Source organism: Synechococcus sp. R70.1, assembly GCF_047461675.1.
Lineage (GTDB): Bacteria > Cyanobacteriota > Cyanobacteriia > Thermostichales > Thermostichaceae > Thermostichus.
Window position 1 is genome coordinate 315436 of the sequence record NZ_JANSHR010000026.1, and the last position, 26521, is coordinate 341956.

The following is a 26521-nucleotide window of genomic DNA, read 5'->3' on the forward strand; positions in this document are numbered from 1 at the left end:
GGAAGCATGCGCAAGCTTATAGTAGGGGGAGCGGCCTTGGCTTTGGCCCTGCCAGTCGCCTCAGCTTCCGCCTATTCCCAGCCGCTGCTGCCGCTATTGCCTGCTGCCTCTGCAGGCAGTACTGCTCGCGAGGGAGTTGTAGCCCTGTTTCGTCAGTCCATCTGGTGGGATTTTATCCGCGGCAATCGTGGGGAAAACCTGCGCTTGTTCCCTGCTCAGTTGCTCTCCTCCTCGCAGCAGGGAGTGGTGGCCGTGTTTGAGATCCAGCGGCAGCCGACGGTGGAGCCCGTGGTGCGCGTGCTCAGCTTTGACCATCAAGGAGGGTACGATTTTCGTCTGCTCCACATGGCTGAGCCCATCCCAGGTCGGCTAATCGAGGCTCAGCTGCGCACCGACATCACACCCACTCCCCAGCCCAAGTTGGTGCTCCTCACTGAGCGAGGGGGAATCAGCCTGCTGCGGTCGGTTCTGATCTTAGAACACCGAGCAGAGGGGCTTGTGCCGCTGCTGAGCGTAACAGATTTGAACAACGCCAGCCTGCGGGTCAGTCCCCAGGGGATCCTAATCCTCTCCAGTGCCCCGGGAGCTAGCCGCGACTTGCGGGCTACGCTCTACCAGTGGGAGGGAGATGGCTTTGTCCGCCGCGATCTCTAGCCTCCCCGCCTTTTAAACCGCTCTAGGGCCGCAGGTCTATGACCAGGGAGACCAGGGAGCTGTTGAGCCTGCCAACAGGCCCCTAGGCTGGGGGCTTGGCCCACCTGCCAAAGAAACAGGCTCTCTGCTCCCAGGGGATGGATGCTCCAGGGATCCAGGCCAGCCCCAAACCAGCCGTAGGGATCGACAGGGGCGGGCTGGCCGGAATTGGTTTGGTCAAAGCGGCGCACCTCAAAGTGGAGATGGGGCCCGCTGGCACAGCCGCTTTCCCCTGACAGGCCAATCACCTCCCCAGCTGCCACCCTCTGCCCCTCGTGTACCCGGATTTGGCTGAGGTGGGCGTAGAGGGTTTCTAGGCGGATCCCGCCCGGGGATTCCCCTTCGTGCAGGATGCGCACCCGCAGCCCTCTGACTGGACGGCTCAGGCTGGGGCAGAAAAACTCTGGCTCCGGACGCGCTACAGTAACTCGTCCAGGGGCGGCGGCCAGGATGGGGGTGCCTACCGGCATGGCCCAGTCGTAGCCGGCATGGCCATCGCTTTTGCCACAGGGGTGCTGGGGACTGGGAGTCCAAACCTGGCCCTGGCCGCTGACAAACCGGCCATTGCCGTCTTCCTTCCCCAAAGGCAGGTCGTGGTCGAAGAGGTTGGTGACCGGGAAGTCACCGATAAAGGGTTTGTGCAAAAGCGGCCACTGGGGCGGCGGCGGGTCCCCTTGGACTTGACGATAGCTCTCTAGTTGCCGCCGGTAGCTCTCCAGCTTCTGAAGCTGAGCGGGATCCTGCAACTGCTGCCGCAAAAGATCCACCAAGCGCAGGGCCTGAGCCCAGTCCCGGCGCTCCACAGCCCGGCTCAACTGGGCGTAGACTCCCCTCAGGACTTCCTGGGACACGGAGGAAGGGGGCCTCTGGGGAAAGCCAGGCAGAATGTTTACGAATTGATACAATAGGCAGCAAAGTATCAGTAGGCATACCTTGAGCAGACCAGGCGGTTTGGCTCGGGTGCCACTTTCCTTTTTGCCACCCGCTTTTCTCCTCAGCCCCTGCCCAAGCTGTGGGAAAGCGCAGTGGCTCTGACCAACCACCCCGCGGGAGCTTCTCATGCGTTGGCTGTTATCCTCTGGTGTTCTGGTTAGCTTGCCTTTCCAGTTTTCTAACAGGCGAGGTGTTCTCCTTGGGTCTGGGTCAATCTGGCAGTGGTTGGAAGCTTTGGCGCTAGGCTTGCACATTCTCTCCTTGCTCTTCGGCCTAGTGGGCCTACTTTGGGTAGTACCGCATCCCGAGTGGGTGGCCAGTTTGCCTCCCATTGGCCTCCAGGCCTTCTCTTGGAGCATGGGCAACGGCGGCGTTGCCTACATGGTGTCTGGGGCGCTGGCGGCAGTTCTAATGGGATCCCGCCTCCTGGGGGTGCGACGCCTGCTGATGTTCTTGATCCCAGCGGTGGGCATCTCCCTAGCCAGCGAGCTGCTGGGCACCAGCACTGGGATCCCCTTTGGTGACTACGGCTACCTCAGCGGCTTGGGCTACAAGATTGCCGGCTTGGTTCCCTTTACAATCCCTCTGTCCTGGTTCTATGTGGGGTTATCGGCCTACCTGTTGGCGCGGGTGGCTCTGCAAGCGGGGCGCCACTGGCTAATCCACTTTGAAGCCATTCTGTTGGGAGCGCTCTTGCTCACTGCCTGGGACTTTGTGCTGGATCCGGCCATGACCCGCGGCCTGATCCCCTTCTGGACCTGGTTTCAGCCAGGGCCGTTCTTTGGCATGCCGCTGCAAAACTTCGGCGGCTGGATGCTGACAGGGACTGCCTTTATGACCGTGGCCAACCTCCTCTGGGGGAAAGATCAGCCTGTCCTTAACCGCCGCCAGTTGCTGGGGCCGCTGCTGCTCTATGGGGCCAATTTTGCCTTTGCCCTACTGGTAAGCCTGGGATCTGGCATTGTCGCGCCAGCAGGGTTGGGCCTGCTCCTGGGACTGGGGCCAGCCCTAGGGTTGTGGTGGAGCGCGCCGCCAGCTCTTCCCTCTCCTTCCGAGGGAGCAAGCGGGAGGATTGCCGGTGGGCGGGGGTGAAGTAGGCAGCTTAGTCGAATTTTCGCAGGGATCCCGGCCCCGTCTTCTTCGGGCTGCCCTGCCACAGGCCAATCACCAGGCAGACCACCCCCAGGTTGATGGCCACATCGGCCACGTTAAACACGGGGAAGCCAATCCAGACGAAATTGAAAAAATCCACCACGTAGCCGTTGAGAAAGCGGTCGACGCCGTTCCCCACCGCTCCCGCCCAGATGAGGCCATAGCCCACCTGCTCCCAAAGGTTGAGGCTGCTGCTGCGCAGGGCCAGGAGCGCCAGGGCTATTGCCACCCCTAGCGAGACCCACTTGAGAAACTCCGCCGAATCGGCAAACAGACTCCAGGCAGCACCGGTGTTTTCCACGTAGGTGAGGTGGAACACCCCTGGCCATAGCTGGATCTCCGGGCCCGGCAGCAGCCGCTCCACCGCCCAGCGCTTGCTCAGCTGATCCAAGGTCGTCCCCAGGATCCCGACCAGCCAAAAGCCTTTGTTCTTCATGCTGCTTGCGCTCCCCGGCGGTTTGCTGGCCCAGATAGGTACCTTTCCCCTCGGCTGAAGAGTTGCAGAGCCTGCTGGGAGATCCAAGCGGCGAAAACAAAAGCGCCTGGCTGGGCCAGCCGGACAGGGATCCCAATGGCTACCGCCCCCGTTGCTCTAGAGATCGGCGTAGTTCGCTAGCCATCTGCAGAAACTCCCGGGGGCTACCCGCCTTGCCGTAGGAGGCGCGATCTTGAACCTTCTTGCCACTGCCCTGGCGGGTGCGGAGGTTGAGCAGAGAGCTGGCCATCTCCAGGAACTTGGCGGGGTTTCCCTCGCTGCTGCCCCGCATCACAAAGGTTTGTCCAGCACGAGTTACTGCCATGGCTACCTTGACTCTCAGAAAAGAAATACTCGTTCACATCTTCCCACAAGGGATCCCCAGTCGGCCAGGCCCGGTGCTCTCTGAGCCTCGTTAGAGATAGCCACGGCTTCTGAGACTTTGCATAACCAGCTCAATGCATTCGGGGATGCTCTGTTCGGCAGTTTTGCAGACCACCTCTGGGCATTCCGGCGGCTCGTAGGGATCGTCAATGCCGGTAAAGTTCCGAATGAGGCCTGCTCGCGCCTGGCGATAGAGACCCTTGACATCGCGCTGTTCGCACACCTCTAGGGGGGCATCCACAAAGACTTCGATAAAGTTGCCGATCTGCTGCCGCACCTCCTGCCGCGTTGCCCGATAGGGAGAAATGGCCGAGACCAGCACGATCACGCCGTGGCGAGTCAGCATCTTAGCCACAAAGCCAATGCGGCGGACGTTCTCGTCCCGGTCTTCTTTGCTGAAGCCCAGCCCTTTGGTGAGGTGTTGCCGCATTAGGTCGCCGTCAAGCACTTCCACCGGCAAACCCAGAGCTTGCAACTGCTGGGCCACGCCGCAGCTAAGGGTGGTTTTGCCCGCCCCACTTAGCCCTGTAAACCAGACTGTTACCCCCCGCCGCCCCATGGGTAGGCATTCCTCGTCCTCGGGCTTCGCTAGAATAGCATCCCCAGGGCAGAGTGATACACTCGAAACGCTGTCCATTTTTCCCCTGCCGAGCATGTCCCCGCCAGGCTTCTCTCCCCCTGACACTCTCCCAAGCCCTGCAACCGCTGCCGAGCTGTTTGAGCGGCATGTGATGTCCACCTATGCTCGCTATCCCCTAACCCTAGTGCGCGGGGAAGGCTGCCGGGTCTGGGACGAAGAGGGGCGGGAGTACCTGGATTTTGTGGCAGGCATTGCCACCTGCACGCTGGGCCATGCCCATCCTGCCTGGATCCAGGCGCTGACGCAGCAGGCGCAGCAGTTGCACCATGTCTCCAACCTCTACTACAACCGCCCCCAGGCGCAACTGGCCCAGTGGCTGACCCAGCACTCCTGTGCTGACAAGGTGTTTTTCTGTAACTCGGGGGCAGAGGCCGTTGAAGGTGCCATCAAGTTGGCCCGCAAGTATGCCCACACGGTGCGCGGGATCGAGGATCCCATCCTCCTCACCGCCCACGGCAGTTTCCACGGCCGCACCCTGGCTGCCCTCACGGCCACCGGCCAGCCGAAATACCAAAAAGACTTTGCGCCGCTAGTGCCTGGCTTCGACTACGTCCCCTACAACGATATCGAGGGCACAGCGGCAGTGCTGGAGCGCTGGGGCGAGCGGGTGTGTGCCGTGCTGCTGGAGCCGCTGCAGGGGGAGGGGGGGGTTGTCCCTGGGGATCCCGCCTACTTTCAGTGGCTGCGCCGGGTTTGCAGCGAGCGGGGCATCCTGCTGATGTTGGACGAGGTGCAGGTAGGGATGGGCCGCACCGGCCGGCTCTGGGGCTACTGCAACCTGGGGGTGGAGCCGGACGTGTTTACTCTGGCCAAAGGCCTAGCCGGCGGGATCCCCATTGGTGCCCTGTTGGCGAAGGACTTTTGCGCGGTGTTCCAGCCAGGGGATCACGCCAGCACCTTTGGCGGCAACCCCTTGGCCTGTGCGGTTGGCCTAGCGGTCTGCCGCACCCTGATGGCGGAGAGCCTGGTTTGGAATGCTCAGCAGACGGGCAGCTATCTGCGCCAGGGTTTGTCTTGCTTGGCAGAGCAGTTCCCACAGCTTGTTCAAGAGGTACGCGGCTGGGGCCTGATCCAGGGGCTGGTGATGCGGATCCCGGCGGCTGAGGTGGTCAGGGCTGCCATGGAGCAAGGGCTGTTGTTGGTGCCAGCAGGATCCCAGGTGGTGCGCTTTGTGCCCCCTTTGATCGTCACTCCTGCGGAAATTGACGAGGCGCTGGCGCGGTTGGAATCGGCTCTGCAGGAGCTGGCTGGTGGCCAGTCCGTTGGCGATTCCTAAAAAGCCTAGCCTTGCCAGAGCTGCCGCAGAAACCCCTGGAGCCGCTGGCGCGCAGAGGGCTCCTGGGGGCCAGGATCTCTAGCCTGCTCCAGCAGGGGCAGGATCTCCTCGGCGTAGGCTGGAACAAAACCGGCAGCAGGCCAGAGCAAGTCCGGCGTGGCCCGCAGCTTCCAAACTTGGGATCCCTCCCTAAGCAGCAGGGGTCGCACCCAGAGCAGGGCTCGAGATCCCGCCTCAAGACGGTGGAGAGAAGCCTGAATCAGCTCCCCATAGAGAGTGGCCTGCGGCCCTGGCAGGGCTAGGATGGGGCGGGGCAAGGTGGGGACACTCCCTTCTGCCCCCCTTCCAGCAGGCAGAGGACGTTCCTCAATGGAGGGATCCTCACCAGAGCCACAGCAGGCAGGCAGACAGGGCCACAGGGTCATGGGATGGCTGGCTTCCGCCTGGTGAGCTTGAGACCAACTACCACCTGATCTTAAGAGACTGCCCACGGTGCTAGCCTTGCAGGCAAGGCTTAAACTCCTTGCAACCGGATCCCGCCATGATGCACACCTTTATCCCGCCCCACCGCTTTTTCCCCTACCTGACCTGGACAGAGATCCAGGCCATGCCCAACAAAGAGAATGTGGTGATCATCCAGCCAGTAGCTTCGATCGAGCAGCATGGGCCCCATTTGCCCCTGGTGGTGGATGCCTGCATCGGCACGGCAATCATCGGGCGAGCCATGGAAAAACTGGAGCCGGAGATCCCGGCTTACGTTCTGCCCACCCAGTGCTATGGCAAGGCCAACGAGCACTGGCATTTCCCAGGCACCATCACCCTCTCGGCCCAGACCCTGATGGCTTTGCTCACCGAAGTAGCCGAAAGCATCTACCGGGCTGGATTTCGCAAGCTGGTCTTCCTCAACTCCCACGGCGGCCAACCTGAGGTGCTGCAGATTGTGGCCCGCGACCTACACCAGAAGTACGAAGATTTCCTTCTTTTCCCCATCTCCGTCTGGCGCGTTCCCCACCAAGGGCAGGAGCTGATGACGGAAAAAGAACGGGAATTGGGCATCCACGCTGGCGACGGCGAGACCAGCATGCTGATGTACCTGTTGCCCGAGACGGTGCGCACCGACCGCCTAGTCTGCGAGTACCCCCAAGATTTGCCGGAAGACAGTCTGCTCAGCCTGGAAGGGCGAATCTCTTTTGCTTGGACAACTCGCGATCTCAGCCAGAGCGGCGTCCTGGGGGATGCCACCGCTGCCACGCCCGAGAAAGGCAAACTTTTGGTGGAGTCCATGGCCGATGGCTGGGTGCAGCTAATCCGGGATCTGTACAAGTTCCGACAGCCCCAGGCTTGGCGCAAAGCCCCGCTGCCGGCCTAGACTTCTGAGGCTTCTGGCCGTCCCTAGCCTGCCTCTTCGCAAGGAGGGATGATAGGCTTGAGGGAAAGTTCCCCCACCCCCTGAGGGAAGAGCAATGGTTCTTGCTTCAAAGCCGGCCACCCCTTCCATCCTTGAGCGGCACGACGCCACCTGGCAGGACTACTTGACCATTTGCAACCATCCCACCCTGGACTGGCAGAAGATTTCTTTTTACCAGGGCTGGTTGTGGGTCAGCATGGGCAAGGAAGGGCCAGAGCACGCCTCCGTCAGCGATTTGATGACGGCAATCTTTTTCGCCTGGGCCTTTTTGCATCCGGACGTGCCGCTGCAGTCCTACGGTCGCTGCCTGATTGAGTACCCAGAAACCCACGCCTGCGCCCCTGACCTAGTGCTCTACAAGGGAGAAAACATCCCCAGATACCAAGCCGGCGAGCCGCGGCGGATTGACTTGCGTTTCCAAAGGCCTCCCGACCTGGTGGGCGAAATTGCCGACACCACCCTCAGCCTTCTAGACGAGCAAAAGCAGCTCTACGCCAGCCTGGGCATTCCTGAGTACTGGGTCATCGATGTCAAAGGGCGGCGTGTTTTTGCCTTTGCCTTGGCCGAGGATGGACGCTACCGGGCCATTGCCCAGTCGCAGGTGCTAGCGGGCCTGCCGATAGCCCTGCTTGAGCAGGCTCTGGAACGCCTGGCCAGCGAGACCAACACGGCGGCCGCCAACTGGCTTCTCCAACAGCTCCAACGCCAGGCTTAAAGCCATCAGGGCTCTCCTCTAGTCCTTGATTCACCGTTCGCGTAAGCGGGACGGAGTCCGTACAATCGGCCACTTTGCGGCATAACCAACCTCCTGCCTTGACGTAGATTGGCTGAGCTAGTAGGCTTGCAAGTACATCTTTTCTGGTAGGCACCTAGGCTAAAGTTGGCTTCGTCTTTAGCCTGTGTGCCCTCTAAGGGCAAGGAGCAACTACCGTCAGCTCGAGGGGAAGTGACGCCTGTGGAGATCCCTCTGGCGGGGTAGTAGGTGTTGAGCCTGCTACTAGCTATGGGTCGTGGAAGTAGGAAGAAAGCATCAACCGCGAGCAAAAGTCCGCTTTTGCCCGAGGTTGTATGAGTCTTTCAGAGCGGCGTTTGGGCCAGCTTGATGATGAGATGGTGGTTTTTGTCCACTGTGATCCAGCCCTGCTGGCGGAAACGGTTCAAAAGACGGGTGATGGTGACGCGGGTAGTGCCGATGGCATTGGCCAAGTCTTGGTGCGTAAGGCGCACCTGCAGGCGTACTCCTGTCGCAATGGGGGATCCCAACTCCACTGCCAACAGGGAGAGCAACTGACGCAGCCGATCCTCCACTCGCCGCCGCCCGGCCAGAGCCAGCAGCGCTTCGGTTTGGCGCAGTCGCCGCACCAACTGCTTGAGCAGCCCCTGGCTCAGGGTTTCTGAGGCTTCCACCTCGGCTGCCGACAGCCGCAGCACGTCAACTGCCGTCAACGCCTTAGCTTGGTAGGGATCCAACTTTGTCAGCGGGGATCCCAGCGGCATGGAGGGAACGGCAAAGCCCAAAATGGCCTCGCTCCCGTTGGCATGGACAGTACTCAACTGCACTATGCCTCGGCAGACAATCACCCACTCTTCGGGCGGCAGAGGAATGATTTGGCGAGGGCTGTAGGAAGATAGGCTGCGGCCTCGGTAGAGGTCTTCTAGGAGCTGACGCTCCCGTTTGACATACTGGCTGGGCGTCGTTTCAGGCGTCATGAGCTAGCTCTGCTGGGGCAAACTTGGGTTCAGCGGGCGGCCTTTCCCCTGCTAAGGGAGAACAAGAGTCGGCCTTGGAACCAAGGATCCGTGTTCTCGACTACACCATATCGCTTGCCTTTCCCGCTGAAGTAAAGAGGAGGTTATGCTTGGGTTAAGTCTTGCCCTCGGCTTGGAAACGGGCAGAGCTGGGTGCAACCGCCATCCGGTAGGATAAAAACAGCCAAGCTCAAGCTTCAGGAGACTTGCCGTGACGCTGGTGGTTCGCGTGATTACTCCTGACCGCGTTGTTTGGGATGCCCCTGCCGAGGAAGTGATCCTCCCTGCCACCTCAGGCCAGCTGGGTATCCTGACCAATCACGCTCCCCTGTTGACAGCCATCGGCAACGGCGTGATGCGGGTCAAGGCCGGTGGCAAGTGGTCGGCCATTGCCGTGATGGGTGGCTTTGCAGAAGTGGAAAACAACGAGGTAACGGTTCTAGTCAACCGGGCCGAGCGAGGAGAACAAGTCGACAAGGCTGCAGCTCAAGCTCTTTTGGAGAAGGCCAACCAAGTTTTGAACACTAGCAGTGACAAGCAGGAGCGCCTGCAGGCTCAGTTGGATCAGCAACGGGCCAGGGCTTTACTCCAAGCTGCCGAAATGGGTTCCAAAAGCTAGGGGATACCTCTTGGTTAAGGTGAGGCTAGCTACCCGTAGGTTAGCAGAGTAGGATCCTCAAGACCCTTCCGCCCACGTGCATCCCCAGAAGCCTCCTCTGTTTTTTGATCCTCCCGAGGATTCTCACCAGCTTCTCCCGATCTCAGCCATTGGCGAGGCGGGGCTACTGCAGGTGGTGCAACGCTACTGTCCTGCGCAGGTGGTGGGGGATGATGCCGCAGTGCTGGCTGTTCCCCAAGGACAGTTGGTGGTAACCACCGATGTCTTGGTGGAGGGAGTTCACTTTAGCAACTTGACCACCCCACCCCATGCCGTGGGCTGGCGCGCGGCAACTGCCAATTTGTCGGACTTGGCGGCGATGGGATCCCGTCCCCACTCGTTGCTCGTAGGCCTGGGCCTGCCGCCCTCCACACCAGTGGCCTGGGTGGAGGAGCTCTACCAGGGAATCCAGGCTTGCTGCGCCCCCTGGGGATGCCAAGTGGTGGGAGGGGATCTGTGCCGCTCGCCCCAGCGGTTTGTGGCCATTACGGCGCTGGGATCGGTGCAGCCAGGGCGGGCCATTGAGCGCAAGCAGGCGCAGCCGGGCGATTGGCTCATCGTAACTGGGCCCCATGGGGATGCGCGGGCTGGCCTGGAGCTCTTGCTTCACCCTGAGCAGGGATCTATAGTCCCGGCAGCCCAGCAGCAGTTAATTAGGGCCCACCAATACCCACAACCGCGGCTGGATCTGTTGCCGCTGTTGGCAGCGATCCCTGACCCTATGCGCCTTGCCGGCATGGACACTAGCGACGGCTTGGCCGATGCCCTGGTGCAGGTGTGTCAGGCTAGCGGGGTGGCAGCGAGGATCGAGGCGGAGCGGATCCCGATTTCAGAGGCTTTGCAGCAGGTCTTTCCGGCCCAGGCCCTAGAGTGGGCCCTCTACGGCGGGGAAGACTTTCAGCTGCTCCTTAGCGCTGAGCCCTCTGTAGCCCAGTACCTCTTGGAAAAGCTGCCAGGGGCAGCCTGGATTGGCGAAGTCACCGGCTGGGATCCGCAGGGGACGGTGCGGCTAGACAACGGCCAGATCCTCAGCCGCCAGCAGGCCTTCCAGCATTTTTGAGCGGGTCAAAAGTGCAAGTGTCGGCTGACGCGCACCAAGGGACCCAGCCCTAGCCGCTTGGGACTGAGGGCCTGCATCTCAAACAGGGCCAAAATATGGTGCACCGGCAGCTCTGGCTGGTGGGAATTTGCCCCCATCGCGATGACCAACCCGCAGCAGCCCCCCGTATCGCGGCAACGCCGCTCCCAGCGCCTGCGAGCCCTTGAGTGCACGGGGTCGTCTTTGGGAAATTCGCCAAACAAGTGCAGGTCGCGGTTACCCGTCTGGACAATTTCTAGCTCGTAGCGATGGCCATCGAAGGGATCCACTCCCGTATTGAAACAAATCCCTTGGGGGCCCCCCTCGCCGCGCAGGTTTTCAATCAGTTGCTTGGCCTTAGAGCGAGAGGTGCGCACAATCACCACCGGCAGCCCCTCCCCCTTCTGCACCAGTTTGCTCTGAGGGAGAGGATGCACTTGCCCTGCACGGCGCAACACCTCCACTGTGGCCCAAGGCAGCAGTCCCAGGCCAAGCTGCGCTCCCTCAGGCAGCAGATCCTCTCGGAGCAGAGCTTGGGTGGGTTTCTCTTCCTCTAATGCCAGCAGCTCTGCCGCCAACTCAGGCAGGGTGCGCACCTGCACCGACAGGGCTTCCCCTTGGGGATTGGGAACGCAATACTGCCCCTGACAAGGTTGAAAGCCCTTTTCCAGCTTGCGGCGGTACTGCTTCAAGAAGCAATGCAAGGCCTCCAAGGCCACGGCCAAGGTTGCTGCCTCCTCTTCCTGTAAAACACCGCGCAAGCCCTCCAGCGGGTGGATGGTGCCGAAGTTCGGCTCGATGTCCTCGGGATCCAACTCTGCCAAGTCCAAGTTTGGCCAGTCTTCCAGTTCGGGATGGCGGGGTTGAAAAGTCAGGTAGAGACAGTCCTGCCTCAGGAAGACTTCCTCCATCTCATCAGGGTCCGCTTGCCTGGCCTGCTGGCGAAACTGTTTGAGGGAGGGCAGGGAGCGGTAAAAAATCACCCCATACTCCATTCCTGCCCGTCCCATGATTGAGACGTAGAGAGTTTCGACGTCCCACTGATGCAGCTCGATGGCTAGAATGTGGTGATCCTCAAGGTACTCCCAGGGGGCATCCTGCCAGAGGGTAAAGGCTTTGCTAGCCAAGAGTTCTGCGTAGTTTTCTGGCAAAGGTGGGGGGATCTGCTCCTGAGCCTCGGCAAAGCTTTGTAGGATCTCATCGATGAGCGGTAGCTCCGGCTGGTATTCCACTTTGATGTCCAGCTCGTGCAGAATGCCGCGCAGGAAAAACTGCACCTCCCGGTTGCGCACGACGATTTTCTGGGGACGGGCTGGCAAGCCCGCATTGGGCCGCTCCATGGCCGCGATCAAGGCCCGCACCATTGGCTCCATGCCGGAGCCAGCAGGCACCACCTCCATAGCTCGCACCACACCCTGAACGCCGTCCACCCAGAGAATGCATTCCCCCTCGCCGGGAGAAGGCTGGGAGCCAGCAACTGGCGAGCTTGGCAGGCTGTGGCGATCCCCTTCCCACACGGAAGGAATCTGGGGCAGCTTTTGCAGTCGACGAACCGTAGCGGCTGGCAGACGCGACATAGACACCCCGAGACCACAAAAACCACCCAAAGGCTTAGCAGATGCCTTGTGGGTAGGGATCCCTCTCTCCTCAGCCAAGTTGAGAGGGGGGATCCCCCTCCAGCCACTCTAACCGAGCCCGGAGAAGCTGGATCCCCGCTAGGGACAATGGCCAAGCAAACCCGAGTAAAGAGCTGATGGTCAGATTCGAACTGACGACCGCTCGATTACAAGTCGAGTGCTCTACCAACTGAGCTACATCAGCCCGTTCTACCTGGATTATACTAGCACCTCCCTTGCAAGTTGTCCCCGCCTGCCAGTTTGTTGCTAGGGGGCAGCAGGCAGGGGATTGAGCTGACAGCCGAGAGAGGCAAGGAAGCTACTGCCGATCCTCTGCTGGCTGGGGAATGGGAGCTAGGTAAATAGCCAAAGCTCCGGCCAGAAAGCCCAAGATATTGCGCACCACTGGCAGCCAATCTCGGGTGCGAGCAACCACTGGGCCAAGGCCAAAGGCCCCAAACAAAATGAACCACAAGGGAGAGATGAGCAAAGCCCAGCGCCAGTTAAACACCTCCTCTCCCTGGCGGGGTTTGCCGGCAAACCCAAAGACAATCCCACCCAAGATAGAGGTAATCAACGTCAGGATCCACTGCTCCTGCGGCAGCCCGGGCACCACCCGGCAACCGCCTTGGCGAAAACAGCGATCCAGAACCTCAACGGCCTCTAGAATGGCGCGGTGGGCGCCATGTTCCTGCACATAGAACTGGTTGCCAAAGCGAGACTGCAGCTCGATCCAAAAGGTGCGCGGCAAGATCTCCCGCACCGCATCCCCCACGTTGAAGGCCAGCAGGTTGCCCCCCCGGGGATCCGCCACCATCAAAACGCTGCGCTCGTTTAGGCCCCAGTACTCCTTCACCTGGCGGCCCGGGGTTTGGTCAAACTGGGTCAACACCCGCAGCTTCCAGCCAGTTTCTTCCTCCAGCCGGCTCAGGTGCTCGGCCAGTTCGGCTTCCTCCTTGCTGCTCAACTGATCCGCCAAGTCCAAAACCGGAACAGGCGGCTGAGGCAACTCCATCGGCACTACTGGCAGGGCAGGCTGCGCCCACAGGGGAGATCCCCCGCCCACCCAAATCCACAGCCCTAGGCAAAGACTCACTCCAAAGCAAAGTACCCTTTGCCACTGGATGCTCATGCTACTCCCTCTTTAAAGACCCAATCCTGAAAACTGATGTTAAGAAGTGTTTCAAGTTCTTACAGATCCATCATGCCCTGGAAGCCAACATTTGGCCAGAGGGAGTTCTTTCTGGGTTTTCCAGGTAGCTGCGGGAAGGGTTGGCAGCAGAGTCTTTTCTGGTCAATTGCCCATCGAGAGGGCATACTGGTGGCAACAATTTTGGATGCCGGGGGCGTGCATGATGAAGTTCAGACGCTGGTTGGGTCTCTGCTGGGCCGGCCTGATGGCGCTACTCCTCACGGCCTGCGGCCAGGGATCCACTCCCTACGACAGCATTGTGATCAACTTTGTTAACACGGCTACTCCCAGTGAGATCGCTGCCCTTGCCAAAGAGTACAACTTGACGCTGCGACCCAGCAGCAACAGTGCCTTTGCCCGCCAAGAGGTTATTTACCTAGCCACTGGGGAGGCGACTCATCCCAGGGCCACCCGGCGGCTGCTCCAGCGGCTTCAGCGGGAAGCCCTCGTTGAGTATGCCCACCCCAACTACCAATTCCAGGCCGCTTTCGTGCCCAACGATCCCCTTTACTCCCAGCAGTGGAACCTACGGGCCATCCGCATGCCCGAAGCCTGGGAGATTTCTCAAGGGGAAGGGGTGACGGTGGCAGTCGTGGACACGGGGGTGACGCGGGTGCCGGATCTGGCCCAGACCGAATTTGTGAAGGGCTACGACTTCGTAGATGACGATGAGGATCCCACCGACCTCAACGGCCACGGCACCCATGTGGCTGGCACCCTTGCCCAGTCCACCAACAACGCCCTGGGCGTGGCAGGTGTTGCCTTCAAGGCCAAGATCATGCCCGTGCGGGTGCTGGATGCCAACGGCTTTGGATCCCTGTCGGACGTGGTGGAAGGGATCCGCTATGCCGTCGACCACGGCGCTACCGTCATCAACCTCAGCTTGGGCAGTCGCGCCTCAGCTCGCCTGATGGAAGAGGCGGTAGCTTACGCCCACAGCAAGGGAGTGACCGTAGTTGCAGCTGCTGGCAACGAAAACTCCAGCCAGGTAAGCTACCCAGCCCGCTATCCCCATGTCATCGCCGTCTCAGCCACGGGGCCTGATGGCACCAAAGCTCCCTACTCCAACTATGGGGTGGGCGTGGATATTGCTGCTCCTGGTGGGGCCAAGACGCCCGAGCACCCGGAGTACGGCATCCTGCAGCAGACCATCAACCGCCGCAACCCCGACGAGCCGGTCTTCGCCTACTTCCAAGGCACCAGCATGGCTGCCCCCCACGTGGCTGGCGTGGCGGCGCTGATCCAGGCTCAGGGCATCAAGGATCCGGACAAGGTGGAGGCCATCCTCAAGATGTCAGCTGCCCCAGTACCTGGCGACAAACAGAACTTCTATGGCGCCGGTCTGCTGGACGCAGCCAGAGCCTTGGCCCGAGCCAGGGGTCAGCAGGAGGAGAACCCCTTGGTGCTGTGGCTGAAGGACTTCCTGAAGTACCTAAACGACAACGGCTACCTCAACCCTCGCTTCTGGTTTGATGGGGGCGCAATTGCCCTGGTGCCCAAGCTGCTGATGGTGGTAGGTGGCTACATCCTCCTGGTGCTCATTCGCTGGTGGCTGGCTCCCAAGCCCGTACCGGTGACAGTACCCCTATTGTCCGGGATCCTCCTGGGCAGCGCTGGCCTCTTCCCCCTGCAAGGGTTGGCCATTGTGGGTTTCCCCCGCTGGCCCTTGCAACTGCTGGGCAGCTCCCTGCCAGAGCTAGGCACCGCCTTAGCCCAGACCAATGCCCTAGATCCCTTGTTTGCCAGCGTGTTGATCCCTGGCCTGTTGATGGTGCTCCTCCTGGGCCATCGGCGCTGGCGCTGGGCAGTCATCGGCCTCTGCCTGGGGGTGGCTTCCCATCTGCTCCTGTCGGGATCCCTGTTCTATGAGGGGGTACTATGGCTTGGATCCTCTGCTTGGTTGGGGCGCTCCTTCTTGCTCCTCAATGGCTTGCTCTGCCTGGGCCTGGCCTACTTGGGAGCACAAGCCATCTTGGATTTGCAGCCCAGCAGCACCGTCCTAGCTCTGAGGAAGTGATGCAAGAATTCAGGGGTACCATTGAGTTTCTCGACATTGAGGGGGGGGTGTGGGTGCTGACGCTCCCTTCAGGTCAGCACTACGCCCTCTTCCGCGCCCCCAAAGAGCTCCTGCAGGAGGGATTGCAGGTTACCATTCAGGGGCAGGTGAGGGAAGATTGGGTAACAACAGCGCAGGTGGGCCCAGTCTTGGAGGTAAAAAGCTTCCGGAAGCAGCCCTAGCCAACTGAACCTCTGGGAGGACCCTAGTACCCCCTGCCAGCCATCCCCAGGCCGGCAGTTACTCCGAGCTTGGGATTTGACTGAGAACTGCTTGCAGAGAGCGGACATCGCAGCAGTACACCTGGTGCGGGCGGGCATACCCTTTGAGCTCCACCACCTGCTGGGAGAAGCAAGTGGCTGACTGACCTAGTTGTCGGGTCAAGTAGGCGTAGGTGCTCTGGCTGATGGCCAGGTCAGTGTTGAGGGTGCGGGTGGCGCTTTCGAGGCGAAAGGCCAGGTTGACGGTGTCGCCCAGAGCCGTGTACTCCTGGCGAGTGGTGTTGCCTACCTGGCGCACGATGGCTGGGCCAGTGTTGACGCCTGCTCCCAGGCGCAGGGGAGAGGGCAGGGGAAACTCGCTATTCAGTTGTTCGGTCATCTGGAACAGCTTCACCAGGGCCTGCAGAACTGACTTCACGTCAAGCTCGATCTCCGCCTGGTCGGCTGGCAAGGGATCCGCATGGGGTGTATGGAACCAGACGGCCATGATGGCGTCGCCAATGTACTTATCAACGCTGCCTCCCTGTTGCTGGATGATGTCGCCGCCGCGCCGGAACCAGTCGCCCATCACCTGGGAAAGCAGCCGCTCGTCCAGTTGTTGGGTCAGTTGTCCGTAACCGCGTACGTCAACCACGGCCACTGAGATGAGCCAGCGGGTCTGCAGCACCAGGGTGTCCGAGGGCCTGCCGGCAGAGCCGGGCTCTGGGCTAGTCAGGGATCCGCTGTGAAACTCAAGCTGGGATTGGCCAAGAGTAAGGCGATCCCCGTCTTGCAGCAGCGTGGGAATGCTGATGCGGCGATTGTTAACAAACGAGCCGTTGCGGCTGCCCAGATCGATGAGATAGAGGCTGTTGTCATCCAAGTACTGCAGCAGGGCGTGCTGGCGGGAGACACTGGGATCGTTGAGGACAATGGCGTTGCCCTCATCGCGGCCCAGCGTCCAAGCTGTGGCTCCAGCAAGAACGTACTTCCTCTGGCTGCCGTCCGGCTCTCTGAGAATCAGGTAGGGAGCAGCGGCAGGTTCGCCTGGGACGCTCATGGTAGGAGAGGAGATAAGGCAACCCCACTCTAATACGATACCCCTCTCCCCTGCATTTGAACCGCAGCTAGGCTGGGCTTGGCGGGCATCAGGCCAACTAATATCATGTTGTGTAGATATGTTAAGGCCCTATGGCGAATCCTTCCCATCCCATTCCTGCTGAGCAGCAGCCTCTGCGGCAATATGCGGAGCTAAGGGAAGCTTTTCTTTTTCGCTGGCCAACACTGGCCTGGCTCCCCTACTTACGGCGGCTCCTGGGCGTGTGGGGAGTGGTTGCGGTGGGAATTTTGCCACTGGTGTGGGGCAGCTTTGTCGGGGATTGGGGCCACTTCACCTTGGCATGGGTCCTGGGAGCCAATGCCTTGCTAGGCCTAGTGCTGCTCCACCTCTACTTGGGCTGGGCCCACGTGCGGCGGCGCTTGGTGCAGCCGCGGATCCCTTACGAAGAAAGCGGCTGGTACGACGGGGCAATGTACGTCAAATCGGAAGAGGAGCTGGCTCAGCATCGGCTCATTGTCCGTTATCAGGTTGAGCCGGTGTTGCAGCGCCTGCGACGCAGCTTGTGGGGGGTGGTTGGGCTGAGTGCCCTGACGGCCTTGCTTTGGCCACTCTGGTAGGGAGAACCAAGGGGATCCCAAGCGGTGCATGTAACTTCTGATCTGGCTCAAGCCTTGCGGCCCACTGCCGTTGCCATTGGTAACTTCGATGGCTTGCACCTGGGCCATCAGAAAGTGCTGCAGCCAATTCGAGACTCCCTAGAGGGGGTGCGCACGGTTCTCACGTTTCATCCCCACCCGCAGGAGGTGTTGACGGGGCAAAAGCAATGGCTGCTGACTCCGCCGGCGGAGAAGCTGGCGCTGTTGGCTGAAATGGGCTTTGAACAGGTGGTGCTGCTCCCCTTTACCCCTGCCCTGGCTTGCCAGCCTCCCCACGACTTCATCCAGACAGTTCTTGAGCAAGGGTTGCGCGTTCGCCACCTCAGCGTTGGCTGGGACTTTTGCTTTGGCCATCGCCGCTCCGGTACTGCCCAAACCCTGAAGGCCTGGGGATCCCAGTGCCGTATTCCAGTAGAGGTCATCCCGGAGGTGCAACTAAACGGGAAGCGAGTCAGCAGCTCCCGCATTCGCGCTGCTCTAGCTACAGGGGAGGTGGCAGCAGCCGCAGAGCTCTTGGGTCGTCCCTATCAGCTCATTGGAGAGGTGGTGCCAGGGGATCGCCGGGGACGGGAGCTGGGCTTTCCCACTGCCAATCTGCGCCTGCCGCCCGAGAAGTTCTTGCCCCGCAACGGAGTGTACAGCGCCTGGGTGGAGGTGCCCGCTGCCGCGGGAGCTCTGCCAGGAGTGATGAACATCGGCTACCGTCCTACGTTTGCTGGGCTGCGGCACACGGTTGAGGTGCATCTGCTGGATTGGACGGGCGATCTCTACGGGCAGGAGGTGCGGGTGGCGTTGCAGGGGTTTATCCGCCCAGAGCGGCGCTTCCCCAAAGTGGCGGACTTGATCCACCAAATCCAGCAGGATTGCCAGAAGGCTCGGCAACAATTGGGCTTGGCGGAGCCGGTTCCTCTCCCAGCGCAAGAGAGACCTCAGGAGAGCTTAATCAGGGATCCCCACAGCAGGGCTATCGCCTCAGACCACTCCACCGTGGCCCCGTAGGTATCCCCCGTGTGTCCTCCCAGTTGGCGGTAGATCCAATGGCCCACGGCCAAGGCTCCCAGAGCAGCGCCCAGCGTCCAAAGTAGCAGAGGCCCCCAGGCCAGGATCCCGCTTCCCCCCAAACCGGCTGTGGTAACCCCTAGGAGCAGGGTGCCCGGCCACAGGGATCCCGGCAGGGAGGTGGAGTCTTTGAGGAAGCGGGCGGATCCCTGCTCCCGCAAGTAGGGGTAGAGAGCAATGGCCAGCAGTTGGCCCCAGCGACCCCAGGCTGGCACCAAGAGCAGGAGGGGCCAGACTTGTAGGCTACTCAGGGCAGCAAACTTCAACAGCAGCACCAGTCCCAGGGCCAGCACCCCGTAGGCTCCCGTGTGGCTGTCGCTCATCACTTGGAGGCGGTGGGAATTGCTGGCTGACTGCTCTGAGCTGGTGTGGAGATTGGCCGCCAGGCCATCGGCGGTATCGGCCACCCCATCCAGGTGCAGCCCCCCGGTTAACACCACCCACAGCGCTACCAGTAAAGCTGCCCGTACTCCCGCTGGAAAAACCTGAAGCAAGAGGGAGGCCAAAAAGAGGATCCCGCCTAGGCATAGACCCACCGCCGGTAGCCAGGCGGCAATGCCCTCAAACTGCAGATCTGCTGCCCGTCCTAGGGGCAAGGCGGTGTAGAAAGTTAGAGCTGCCCAGAAACGCCGCACTGGTTTTTGATCCTCTTCCCTTCGAGGAGCTGGTATCCAGCCTCCCAGGATCTGGGAAGGTAGCAGCCAGGTCTAACTGGGCCCGGCTAGCGGATGTACTCTTTCAACACGCTGTTGCGATTGGGATGGCGCAGCTTGCGCAGCGCTTTGGCCTCGATCTGCCGGATGCGCTCTCGGGTAACGTTAAAGATTTGGCCAATCTCCTCCAGGGTTTTCATGCGGCCGTCATCCAGCCCATAGCGCAGCCTCAACACATCCCGCTCGCGAGGGGTGAGGGTTGCCAAAACGCTTTCCAGATCTTCCCGCAATAACATCTTGGCCACCCGCTCCTCGGGAGTTTCTCCCTCCGACTCAATAAAGTCTCCCAGCCGCGAGTCCTCCTCTTTGCCAATAGGCGTCTCCAAGGAAATAGGAAGCTGAGCCGACTTGGCAATGAAGCGCAGCTTCTCGATGGTGATTTCCATGCGGGTGGCGATCTCCTCTTCCGTGGGCTTGCGGCCCAACTCCTGGGAAAGCTGCTTGGTGACTTTCTTAATGCGCGAGATGGTTTCGTAGAGGTGAACCGGCAGGCGAATGGTGCGCGATTGATCGGCAATGGCGCGGGTGATGGCTTGGCGGATCCACCAGGTGGCATAGGTGGAAAACTTGTAGCCCTTTTCGTGATCAAACTTCTCGGCTGCCCGAATGAGGCCCAGGGAGCCCTCCTGGATCAGATCCTGAAAGGAGAGACCCCTGTTCATGTATTTCTTGGCAATAGAGACTACCAGCCGCAGGTTGGACTGCACCATCTTTTCTTTAGCCCGCCGCCCCTGGTGTAGGCGCCGCCGGAATTCCGGCAAGGGCATTTTGACTTCCTCTGCCCATAGCTCCTCCGGCACCTCCTCCGGGCTGGACCAGAGGCCCATTCGCTCGAAAACGGCCTCACGGGCGCGCTCTAGCTCCAGCAGATCGGCAATTTTTCGCGCTAGCTCAATTTCTTCGTCAGGCCGCAGGAGGCGAATGCGCCCAATTTCTTGCAAATAGACGCGAATAGAGTCGTCGGTGTAGACCTTTTTCTTGCTAGCCGATTTGCGTTTCGCATGCCCTTTGGCAGCAGTAGCCTCATCCTCCTCCTCGAGGAACTCTTCGTCGCCCTCCTCCTCGTCCAAAGCCTCAGTGTCACTGGCATCCAGTTCAAACTCGAGGGGATCCGCTCCATTGTCTGTATCCAGGAAGATGGAAGAGGAGCTTTCCAGATCCGAGTCGAGAAGAGCCGTCTGACCAGATGTCACCAACTCCTTTGCTTGCACCATGCTGATTTCCTCGTGACGCTAATCACAAAACTGGAGGCAACTAAGAGCTTCTAGACGCCAAGGCAAAAGCAGCAAGTCCCAAGTCCACTGCAACCCAGAACGCTAGCTCTAGGGCGCCAAGAGCTGCAGAACTAGACCCCGCTCGCGCTAGGCAAGCTGGCCCGCTTCTAGACAGCCAAGAGCTGGGGTTACTCTCGAAGCAACGGTGGCTCATGGGGCTCAATGAAACTGGTGCAAAACTTGTTGGACAGGCAAGCCCCCTCGAAATTGAGGAGGCCCACCTTTTGCTCTTCCCTGGCGCAGGGCAAGGCACCTCCTGGAAGGGCTGGCTACCTCGACCCCTCCCCACGCTTGGAGGAAGGGGCAGACCACAGCCGCCGGCAAGGGATCCCTGCAGGCAGCTGTAGCCGTTCACACCAAACGCCTTCCCTAAATTAGCCCGCCCTTGGGGAAACAGCAACGGGGCAGGTGAAGAAAATCTAAACTTTGTCCCGCCGCCTCACAACGCTCCAATCCCGATGTCAGGGATCCCTACGACTTGACGGGGCGCTGGAGGATCCTCCAGGAGCCGATTTGGGTGGGCCGGAGACGGTGGAGCAACTCCACCAAGGCTTTCTAGGTCATCAAGACCCATACCTTGCAGCAGGAACCTGCCCAGTGGGGGATCTGCCTGCCGGTGGTGTCGCTTCAGGGGGCGCTGGCTAGGCCCTCTTTTTCCGCAGAGCGCAGGATTGGCCAGAACCAGTGGGGCCGCATGAGGATCACCGTGTCGATGACATGAATGATGCCGTTGTCGGCTTCAATATCGGCCTGGATAACGGTAGCATTGTTTACCTCAAACACGTCCCCTTCGATAAACAAATCGATGGGGGATCCCTCCACCGAGCCTACACTTCGATACTTGGCCAAGTCCGCCTTTTTCAGGCGACCGGGCACCACATGGTAACACAAGATGCGAGTCAGTTGAGGGATGTTTTGCACCAGGGTGGTAATGGTGCCGGGAGGCAACTTGGCGAAAGCGGCATCGGTAGGCGCAAAAACAGTAAAGGGGCCAGGGCCTTTCAGAGTATCCACCAAGTTTGCCGCTTTCACGGCTGTAACTAGGGTGGAGAAACCTTCCGTAGAAACTGCAATATCGACAATATCAGGCATGGTCGAGATCCTTATTTTGCTGGAAGTTGAGATGACAGGAAAGTCAAAGTAAGGGGCAGTTTCAGAGCTAGCTAGACTGACCGCAACTGAGAATGGAAAGATTCAATGCCTGAACTTGAAGTCGGCTAGCGATAGTTCTGATCCTGAATGTAGGCCAGGCGAGCTGCTTCTCGAATCCCGTATTCCGGCCGGGTGAAGCGATTGAGTTGCCCCTCAAAGTAACGGCGGTTCATCATCAAATGTCGCGGATTGGGATCGTCCAAAGGATAGAGAAAAGCTGCTCTACCTGCCTGGATCACGGCTGAGGTGACGTTGTACATGGAGCGCTGAAAGCTGATCCCAAGCTGGATCAGCATGTCATCTTCGCCGCGGCAATGCTTGCGGTAGTACTCCACCAAATACTGGGGCAAAAAGTGGTACATATCCTGGTGCAAAAGCGTCGGCGGGATCCCGGCACTGGCCACAGGAAACTTGTCGGCGTAGAGAACCCCGTAGTGAAAGTCCAACTGGTTAACGGGCACTTGGTTGGCCTGGGCGTTATAGGACTTGGTGCCGCGGAAGGGAGAAGAGCGATAAAACACCGCCTCTACGTAGGGGAAAGCCGCCTCGTATAGCCAGGTAAATCCCTTGGATTTGGGCACAATATCGTACCATTCTCCGCGGATGCGCACCCGGTGATAAATGGGCCGTCCGGCAATGGCGAAGATCCCCCTGACCAAGAAGTTCATCGCCTCCGGCACGCTGGTAATTTTGCCCTCGTCGTAGAGATCGCTCATCTCAAGAAAGACAGGGGCCATCACCTCCCAAAACAGGCCCAGCACCGAGTACATGGTGGCCTGGCGGCATAGCTCTAAAAACATGTCTGGGAAGAGCTTGTATAGCCCCATCAACAGGGGGTTGCCTTGGCAGTAGGCGCGGATGGCGCGGTCGGCATTTTGCTTGTATTCTTCCGAGTCCATATAGGGATCCAGCAGGCCCCCCATATCTCGGTGCCAGAGCATGGCCCGCATACACTCTTCCGCAAATTCCATGTTGATGCGATCATGCCAAAGGTGATGCAAGATCCGTGGCAGCTTGCGCTTGAGCTCCCCTTTTTCCATGAACTCCAGGAGCTCTGGGTGGGCCGTGGCAGGACCACGCCAAATGCGCAGATCCGCATCATCTCCAGCGTAGTGGTTGGCCAGCTTCAGATACTCTTCGGGAATGATGTACTTAAAAAAGGGCAAGGGATCCACAAACACCTGCTCGGCAATGTAGAGCAGATCGCGCCAATAAAAGTCCATCGGAATGGCATAGGCTTTGTAGATGCCGATAATTTGCATCAAGTTTTCCGGCGTATCCGGCAGCATCGATCCCCCTGCCTCGAGGCGATGGACTATCTCGGCAAAAGGATGAGTGGAAGGAGGTAGCTTAGGTGCAACTAGGGTTGTTGCCATGGCAAGTCTCCAACTCTTCAATTCCTGGGAGTCTCCCAACTACCTGGTGAGCTCGTTGCTAGGGAGAATGATCCGGGTTACCGGCTGAGGCCAAGATAACCGTTTGGGCCTGAGCCACCTGGGTGGAGAGGGTAAAGGCCAAGGGTTGCGGCCATTTCACCAAGTTCATGGGCTGGATCCCAAACCAGACGATCAAGGCAGTTAAAACCAAGCCCGGGATCCGCTCCCAGCCCTGCACCCGTGGGTAGTAGGCGGTGCGGTTGTCCAATTTGCCAAAGCAGGTGCGGTTGAGCAAAATCACAAAATACACCGCTGTCAAGCCGGTGCCGCAGATGCTGATCAAAGTGGGCAAGGGAAAATCTTGGTAGCTGCCCTGGAAGATCAAAAACTCGGCCACAAAGCCCACCAAGCCCGGGATCCCGGCACTGGCCATGCCGCCTAAAATCAGCAGGGCACTCACCGTGGGCAGGCCGCGCAGGGGATTGAGCAGGCCGTTGAGCACGTTGAGATCCCGCGTTCCTACCTTGCGCTCCACCAGGCCCACCAGATCGAACAGCAGCGCCAAAATCAGGCCGTGGGAGACCATCTGCACCATTGCTCCCGTCAAGCTAATCGGCGTGGCCGCCGCCATGCCCAGCAGGATGTAGCCCATGTGGCCGATGGAACTGTAGGCCACCATGCGCTTGATGTCTTTTTGGGCAATAGCCGCCAAAGCTCCCGAGAGCACGGCAATGGCCCCCCACCAGGCCAGAAGCCCGGCCAGGTCAGCCCAAGTTTGGGGAAACAACTGCAGCCCAAAGCGAAATAGGCCATAGGTGCCCAACTTGGAGAGCACCCCTCCCAGCAGTATCGCCACCGGCGGGGAAGACTCTCCGTAGGCATCGGGCAGCCAGGTGTGGAGGGGCACCAGCGGCATCTTGATGCCAAAGGCCACCATCAACGCCAAGAGCGCCAGGGTTCGGGCAGCAGGGCTCAGAGAGCTGATGCGAATCTCAGCCAGCTCAAAGGTGTGGGGATCCCCAAGCCAGTAGATAGCCAAAAAGGCCCCCAGCAGGAAGATGGCGGAGACAGCGGTGTAAATCAGAAACTTGATGGCGGCGTAATCCCGCTTGGGGCTGCCCCAGATGGAAATGAGCAGGTAGATCGGGATCAACACCAGCTCGTAGAAGAGGAAAAACAAGAGCAGGTTCTGAGCAGCAAAAGCCCCGTTGACCGAGCCGCTCATCAGCAGAATGCAGCCGTAAAAGAGATTGGGACGCTGCACCTCCGGCTCAGCCGTCAGGATGGCGATGAGGGTAAGCAGCCCGTTCAGGGCCACCATCAACAGAGACAGCCCGTCCAAGCCCAGGGAGTAGCTCAAGCCAATCTCTGGGATCCAATCCCACCGCTGCTCCCACCGAAAGCCAGTTGCCTGCACGTCAAAGCGGGTAAATAGAAACAGCGAGATGGCCAACGGGATCCCGGCCAGGACCACCGCCAGCTTTCGCCCTCCCAAGCCCAGGAACAGGAGCAGGGATCCCAAAATCGGCAACACAATCAAGGCACTCAGCATGGTCTTTACCCCCTCGACCTACCCAAGCCTAGAGAACCACCAACCCAGCAGAGCCACCCCCGCCACAATCGTCAGCACATAGGCCTGCAACTGGCCGGAGGTGGTGTACTTCAGGACTTGGCCGCCTGCCAGCACCGCCAAACTGGTCAAATTCACTAGGCCGTCCACCACGTAGCGGTCAAAGAGCGCCGTGACCTCGGAGATGATGCGCACCACAAACACCACACTGGCTCGGTAGAGCTTGGGAGTGTAGAAGTCGTTGGCCAATAGGTCCTGCCAGTCGGCCAAGAAAGCCCAGTCCACCGGCCGCCGCTCCCGCGGCAGGTAGAGCACTGCCCCCAGACCCATGCCTACCAGGCTGGATGCGGCCATCAGGGCAACAGGGATCCCTTCCAGCGTGGGCGTCAAACCCAGCGCCGCCAGGATCATGGTTATGTGCAGAACCACCCCCATCATGACCGTGCTGGGCAGCATCATCGGCCAATGCACTTCTGGCGAGCGCTCGCTCATCTGCTGTGGCTTACCCCCCCAAACAAGGCCGAATACCCGGGTTAGGCCCAGTGCCGTCACCGCGTTGGTAACCAGCACAACTGTTGCCGCCAGCCCCTGCCCTGACTGCACCAACTGCTGCCACAGATCCGTCAGCACCCAGAAGGAGCCAAAGGGAGGCAAAGCAAGGATTCCGGCCATCCCCGTCAAAAAGCACAGACCTGAGATGGGTCGCCGCGACCACAAGCCCCCTAGATAACGCAGATCCTGGGTAATGCTGTTCCAGATCACCATGCCCAGCGCCATCACCAGCAAAGCCATCGCCGGCGCATAGGTAAGCAGCAACTGATACGCTTGCTGGACATGGCCGGTGCCCACTGCTACAAAGATCAAGCCCATGTAGGCGCTCACCAGGTAGGACAAGGCCCGCTTGGCGTCAATTTGAGCCAGGGCCACAAAGGCTCCCCCCACTGCCGTCAGCCCCCCAATTACCAGCATCACCCGCAACACCGTTGGGGAAAGAGCATAGAGCGGCTGCAGGCGGATCAACACCCAGGCCCCTGTGCCCACCACCACGGCGTTGCGCAAGATTGTGGCAGGGATCGGCCCCTCCATCGCCTCATCCAGCCACAGGTGCAGGGGGAACTGAGCACACTTGCCCACAGGTCCAGCCAGCAAGCCCAGCCCTGCCAGCGCGAGCAAAGTTGGGTCCACAGAGATGGCTCCTGCCTGCACCGCCTTTGCCCAGGCCGCCAAGTCCTCAAACTCCCAAGATCCCGTCAGGGGATAAATGGCAATAACCCCCATCAAGAGCAAGAGGTCGCCGATGCGCTTGGTTAAGAAAGCATCTCGCGCCCCGGTGACCACCAGCGGCTGGTTATACCAAAAGCCCACCAATAGGTAGGTGCCCAGGGTCAAAATCTCCAAGATGACGTAGCTAAAAAACAGAGAGCCACACATGGCCAGGGCGCACATTCCCCCCTCAAACAGGCCCAGCAGGGAGAAGAAGCGCGCCCAGCCCCAGTCCATTTCCATGTAGCCAAAGCCGTAGATCTGGGCCACCAGGTTCAGCCCCGTCACCACAGCGCAGGCCCCCAGCGTTACCGAAGAGACCTCTAGCGGCAGCTCCAACACCAGATCCCCCACCTGCAGCCAGGGCAGCCGAATCACCTGCGCCGGCTGATCCCAAATCGCCACCAGCGCCCCCACACTGTGCAGAAACGCTACCAAAGTCAGCAGCGCATTTAGGTAGCCCGCCGGTCGAGGGCCAGTGCGGCGGGTGATTCCTGGGGACCAGATCAGCGCTCCCCCCCACCCCACCAGCGCATAGAGGGGAATTAACCATGCGGTTGTAACCAGCCCGTTCAAGCTCATAGTCCTCCTTCCGACCCGGGATCTCGCCTGACCCCATCGCTGGCTGAGATTCTGTAAAAAATCTTAAGAGGCATCCTAGTGGCAAACTAGGATAGACAAAAGTCAAGTTTTCCGATGAAGACCGTAGACTTAAGTCTATCCGCCAAAAAAACACTGGGAAGTCAGGAAGACCCACCTAAGGGATCCCGCCTGCAGGCCACTTCAGCCGCAGCTGCATTCTGTTGCAAAAAGCAAAGAGCCCCCTGTAGAAGTCCCTGCCGAGTTTTGGGGGCTACTGCCAGTTAGGTTTCCGCCAGCCCTACTAGG

At 60.1% G+C, this 26521-nt stretch carries 26 protein-coding genes and 1 tRNA gene; 11 read left to right on the plus strand and 16 right to left on the minus strand.

Going from position 1 to position 26521, the window contains the following annotated elements; all coding sequences use genetic code 11:
- Positions 1–6: 6 nt before the first annotated feature.
- A complete protein-coding gene (locus NW807_RS04540; RefSeq protein WP_414394924.1) occupies positions 7–654 on the plus strand; it encodes a hypothetical protein in 648 nt (215 codons plus the stop codon).
- On the opposite strand, the gene NW807_RS04545 is transcribed toward NW807_RS04540, so the two are convergent.
- Positions 651–1544, minus strand: coding sequence for a M23 family metallopeptidase (locus tag NW807_RS04545; RefSeq protein WP_414425392.1), 894 nt, complete (start codon positions 1542–1544; stop codon positions 651–653). The genes NW807_RS04540 and NW807_RS04545 overlap by 4 nt on opposite strands.
- Positions 1545–1872: 328 nt before the next feature.
- Between NW807_RS04545 and NW807_RS04550 the strand changes: the two genes are divergently transcribed.
- The gene (locus tag NW807_RS04550; protein ID WP_414411756.1) at positions 1873–2718 is read left to right on the plus strand and encodes a carotenoid biosynthesis protein; all 846 of its coding nucleotides are present in this window, start codon (positions 1873–1875) and stop codon (positions 2716–2718) included.
- A gap of 10 nt (positions 2719–2728) precedes the next feature.
- On the opposite strand, the gene lspA is transcribed toward NW807_RS04550, so the two are convergent.
- The 3 genes from lspA to cysC all read right to left on the minus strand — a co-directional run bounded on the left by lspA (position 2729) and on the right by cysC (position 4196).
- Entirely contained in the window at positions 2729–3214 is a 486-nt protein-coding gene (gene lspA / locus NW807_RS04555; protein ID WP_414405270.1) for a signal peptidase II, read from the minus strand.
- Between the two features lie 139 nt (positions 3215–3353).
- On the minus strand, positions 3354–3578 hold the full coding sequence (locus NW807_RS04560) for a hypothetical protein (protein ID WP_414411758.1): 225 nt from the start codon (positions 3576–3578) through the stop codon (positions 3354–3356).
- A gap of 90 nt (positions 3579–3668) precedes the next feature.
- Positions 3669–4196: an adenylyl-sulfate kinase gene (gene cysC / locus NW807_RS04565; RefSeq protein WP_414394914.1), complete on the minus strand. Its 528-nt coding sequence runs from the start codon at positions 4194–4196 to the stop codon at positions 3669–3671.
- Between the two features lie 94 nt (positions 4197–4290).
- Between cysC and NW807_RS04570 the strand changes: the two genes are divergently transcribed.
- Complete coding sequence (locus tag NW807_RS04570) at positions 4291–5553, plus strand: aspartate aminotransferase family protein (protein WP_414405273.1); 1263 nt, start codon at positions 4291–4293, stop codon at positions 5551–5553.
- 5 nt (positions 5554–5558) lie between these two features.
- Here the strand turns inward: NW807_RS04570 and NW807_RS04575 are convergent, their stop codons facing one another.
- Positions 5559–5978 carry a hypothetical protein gene (locus NW807_RS04575; RefSeq protein WP_414425393.1) on the minus strand — a complete coding sequence of 140 codons (420 nt, stop codon included), beginning with the start codon at positions 5976–5978 and terminating at the stop codon, positions 5559–5561.
- Between the two features lie 119 nt (positions 5979–6097).
- Between NW807_RS04575 and NW807_RS04580 the strand changes: the two genes are divergently transcribed.
- Positions 6098–6922, plus strand: coding sequence for a creatininase family protein (locus tag NW807_RS04580; protein WP_414395149.1), 825 nt, complete (start codon positions 6098–6100; stop codon positions 6920–6922).
- 94 nt (positions 6923–7016) lie between these two features.
- Complete coding sequence (locus NW807_RS04585) at positions 7017–7676, plus strand: Uma2 family endonuclease (protein ID WP_414425394.1); 660 nt, start codon at positions 7017–7019, stop codon at positions 7674–7676.
- A 362-nt stretch (positions 7677–8038) separates the two neighbouring features.
- Here NW807_RS04585 and NW807_RS04590 read toward each other — a convergent pair whose 3' ends face one another.
- Positions 8039–8671 carry a Crp/Fnr family transcriptional regulator gene (locus NW807_RS04590; RefSeq protein ID WP_414405276.1) on the minus strand — a complete coding sequence of 211 codons (633 nt, stop codon included), beginning with the start codon at positions 8669–8671 and terminating at the stop codon, positions 8039–8041.
- Between the two features lie 250 nt (positions 8672–8921).
- On the opposite strand from NW807_RS04590, the gene atpC reads away from it, so the two are divergent.
- Positions 8922–9329: an ATP synthase F1 subunit epsilon gene (atpC, locus tag NW807_RS04595; protein WP_414394905.1), complete on the plus strand. Its 408-nt coding sequence runs from the start codon at positions 8922–8924 to the stop codon at positions 9327–9329.
- A gap of 139 nt (positions 9330–9468) precedes the next feature.
- The gene (thiL, locus tag NW807_RS04600) at positions 9469–10428 is read left to right on the plus strand and encodes a thiamine-phosphate kinase (RefSeq protein ID WP_414425419.1); all 960 of its coding nucleotides are present in this window, start codon (positions 9469–9471) and stop codon (positions 10426–10428) included.
- Between the two features lie 5 nt (positions 10429–10433).
- On the opposite strand, the gene NW807_RS04605 is transcribed toward thiL, so the two are convergent.
- The 3 genes from NW807_RS04605 to NW807_RS04615 form a co-directional block, all read right to left on the minus strand.
- The gene (locus tag NW807_RS04605) at positions 10434–12023 is read right to left on the minus strand and encodes a DUF6930 domain-containing protein (RefSeq protein WP_414425395.1); all 1590 of its coding nucleotides are present in this window, start codon (positions 12021–12023) and stop codon (positions 10434–10436) included.
- A 171-nt stretch (positions 12024–12194) separates the two neighbouring features.
- Positions 12195–12267, minus strand: a tRNA-Thr gene (locus NW807_RS04610).
- Between the two features lie 114 nt (positions 12268–12381).
- Complete coding sequence (locus NW807_RS04615; protein ID WP_414395147.1) at positions 12382–13077, minus strand: TPM domain-containing protein; 696 nt, start codon at positions 13075–13077, stop codon at positions 12382–12384.
- A gap of 337 nt (positions 13078–13414) precedes the next feature.
- Here NW807_RS04615 and NW807_RS04620 point away from each other — a divergent pair, with 337 nt between their 5' ends.
- On the plus strand, positions 13415–15271 hold the full coding sequence (locus NW807_RS04620) for a S8 family serine peptidase (RefSeq protein WP_414411764.1): 1857 nt from the start codon (positions 13415–13417) through the stop codon (positions 15269–15271).
- On the plus strand, positions 15271–15492 hold the full coding sequence (locus NW807_RS04625) for a hypothetical protein (RefSeq protein ID WP_414394901.1): 222 nt from the start codon (positions 15271–15273) through the stop codon (positions 15490–15492). The genes NW807_RS04620 and NW807_RS04625 overlap by 1 nt, the downstream gene beginning before the upstream one ends.
- Positions 15493–15550: 58 nt before the next feature.
- On the opposite strand, the gene NW807_RS04630 is transcribed toward NW807_RS04625, so the two are convergent.
- Entirely contained in the window at positions 15551–16570 is a 1020-nt protein-coding gene (locus NW807_RS04630) for an FHA domain-containing protein (RefSeq protein WP_414425396.1), read from the minus strand.
- Between the two features lie 131 nt (positions 16571–16701).
- Here NW807_RS04630 and NW807_RS04635 point away from each other — a divergent pair, with 131 nt between their 5' ends.
- On the plus strand, positions 16702–17187 hold the full coding sequence (locus NW807_RS04635) for a CGLD27 family protein (protein ID WP_414411765.1): 486 nt from the start codon (positions 16702–16704) through the stop codon (positions 17185–17187).
- A gap of 24 nt (positions 17188–17211) precedes the next feature.
- Entirely contained in the window at positions 17212–18225 is a 1014-nt protein-coding gene (locus NW807_RS04640) for a bifunctional riboflavin kinase/FAD synthetase (RefSeq protein ID WP_414425397.1), read from the plus strand.
- On the opposite strand, the gene cobS is transcribed toward NW807_RS04640, so the two are convergent.
- The 6 genes from cobS to NW807_RS04670 form a co-directional block, all read right to left on the minus strand.
- Positions 18156–18920 (minus strand): adenosylcobinamide-GDP ribazoletransferase, encoded by a 765-nt coding sequence (cobS, locus tag NW807_RS04645; RefSeq protein ID WP_414394896.1) that lies wholly within the window; start codon positions 18918–18920, stop codon positions 18156–18158. The genes NW807_RS04640 and cobS overlap by 70 nt on opposite strands.
- An 86-nt stretch (positions 18921–19006) precedes the next feature.
- Entirely contained in the window at positions 19007–20212 is a 1206-nt protein-coding gene (gene rpoD, locus NW807_RS04650; RefSeq protein WP_414425398.1) for an RNA polymerase sigma factor RpoD, read from the minus strand.
- 687 nt (positions 20213–20899) lie between these two features.
- Complete coding sequence (locus NW807_RS04655) at positions 20900–21364, minus strand: fasciclin domain-containing protein (protein ID WP_414394892.1); 465 nt, start codon at positions 21362–21364, stop codon at positions 20900–20902.
- A 125-nt stretch (positions 21365–21489) separates the two neighbouring features.
- Complete coding sequence (locus tag NW807_RS04660; RefSeq protein ID WP_414394890.1) at positions 21490–22800, minus strand: CO2 hydration protein; 1311 nt, start codon at positions 22798–22800, stop codon at positions 21490–21492.
- 58 nt (positions 22801–22858) lie between these two features.
- A complete protein-coding gene (locus NW807_RS04665) occupies positions 22859–24352 on the minus strand; it encodes an NADH-quinone oxidoreductase subunit M (RefSeq protein ID WP_414425399.1) in 1494 nt (497 codons plus the stop codon).
- Between the two features lie 18 nt (positions 24353–24370).
- A complete protein-coding gene (locus NW807_RS04670) occupies positions 24371–26215 on the minus strand; it encodes an NAD(P)H-quinone oxidoreductase subunit F (protein ID WP_414425400.1) in 1845 nt (614 codons plus the stop codon).
- Positions 26216–26521 lie beyond the last annotated feature (306 nt).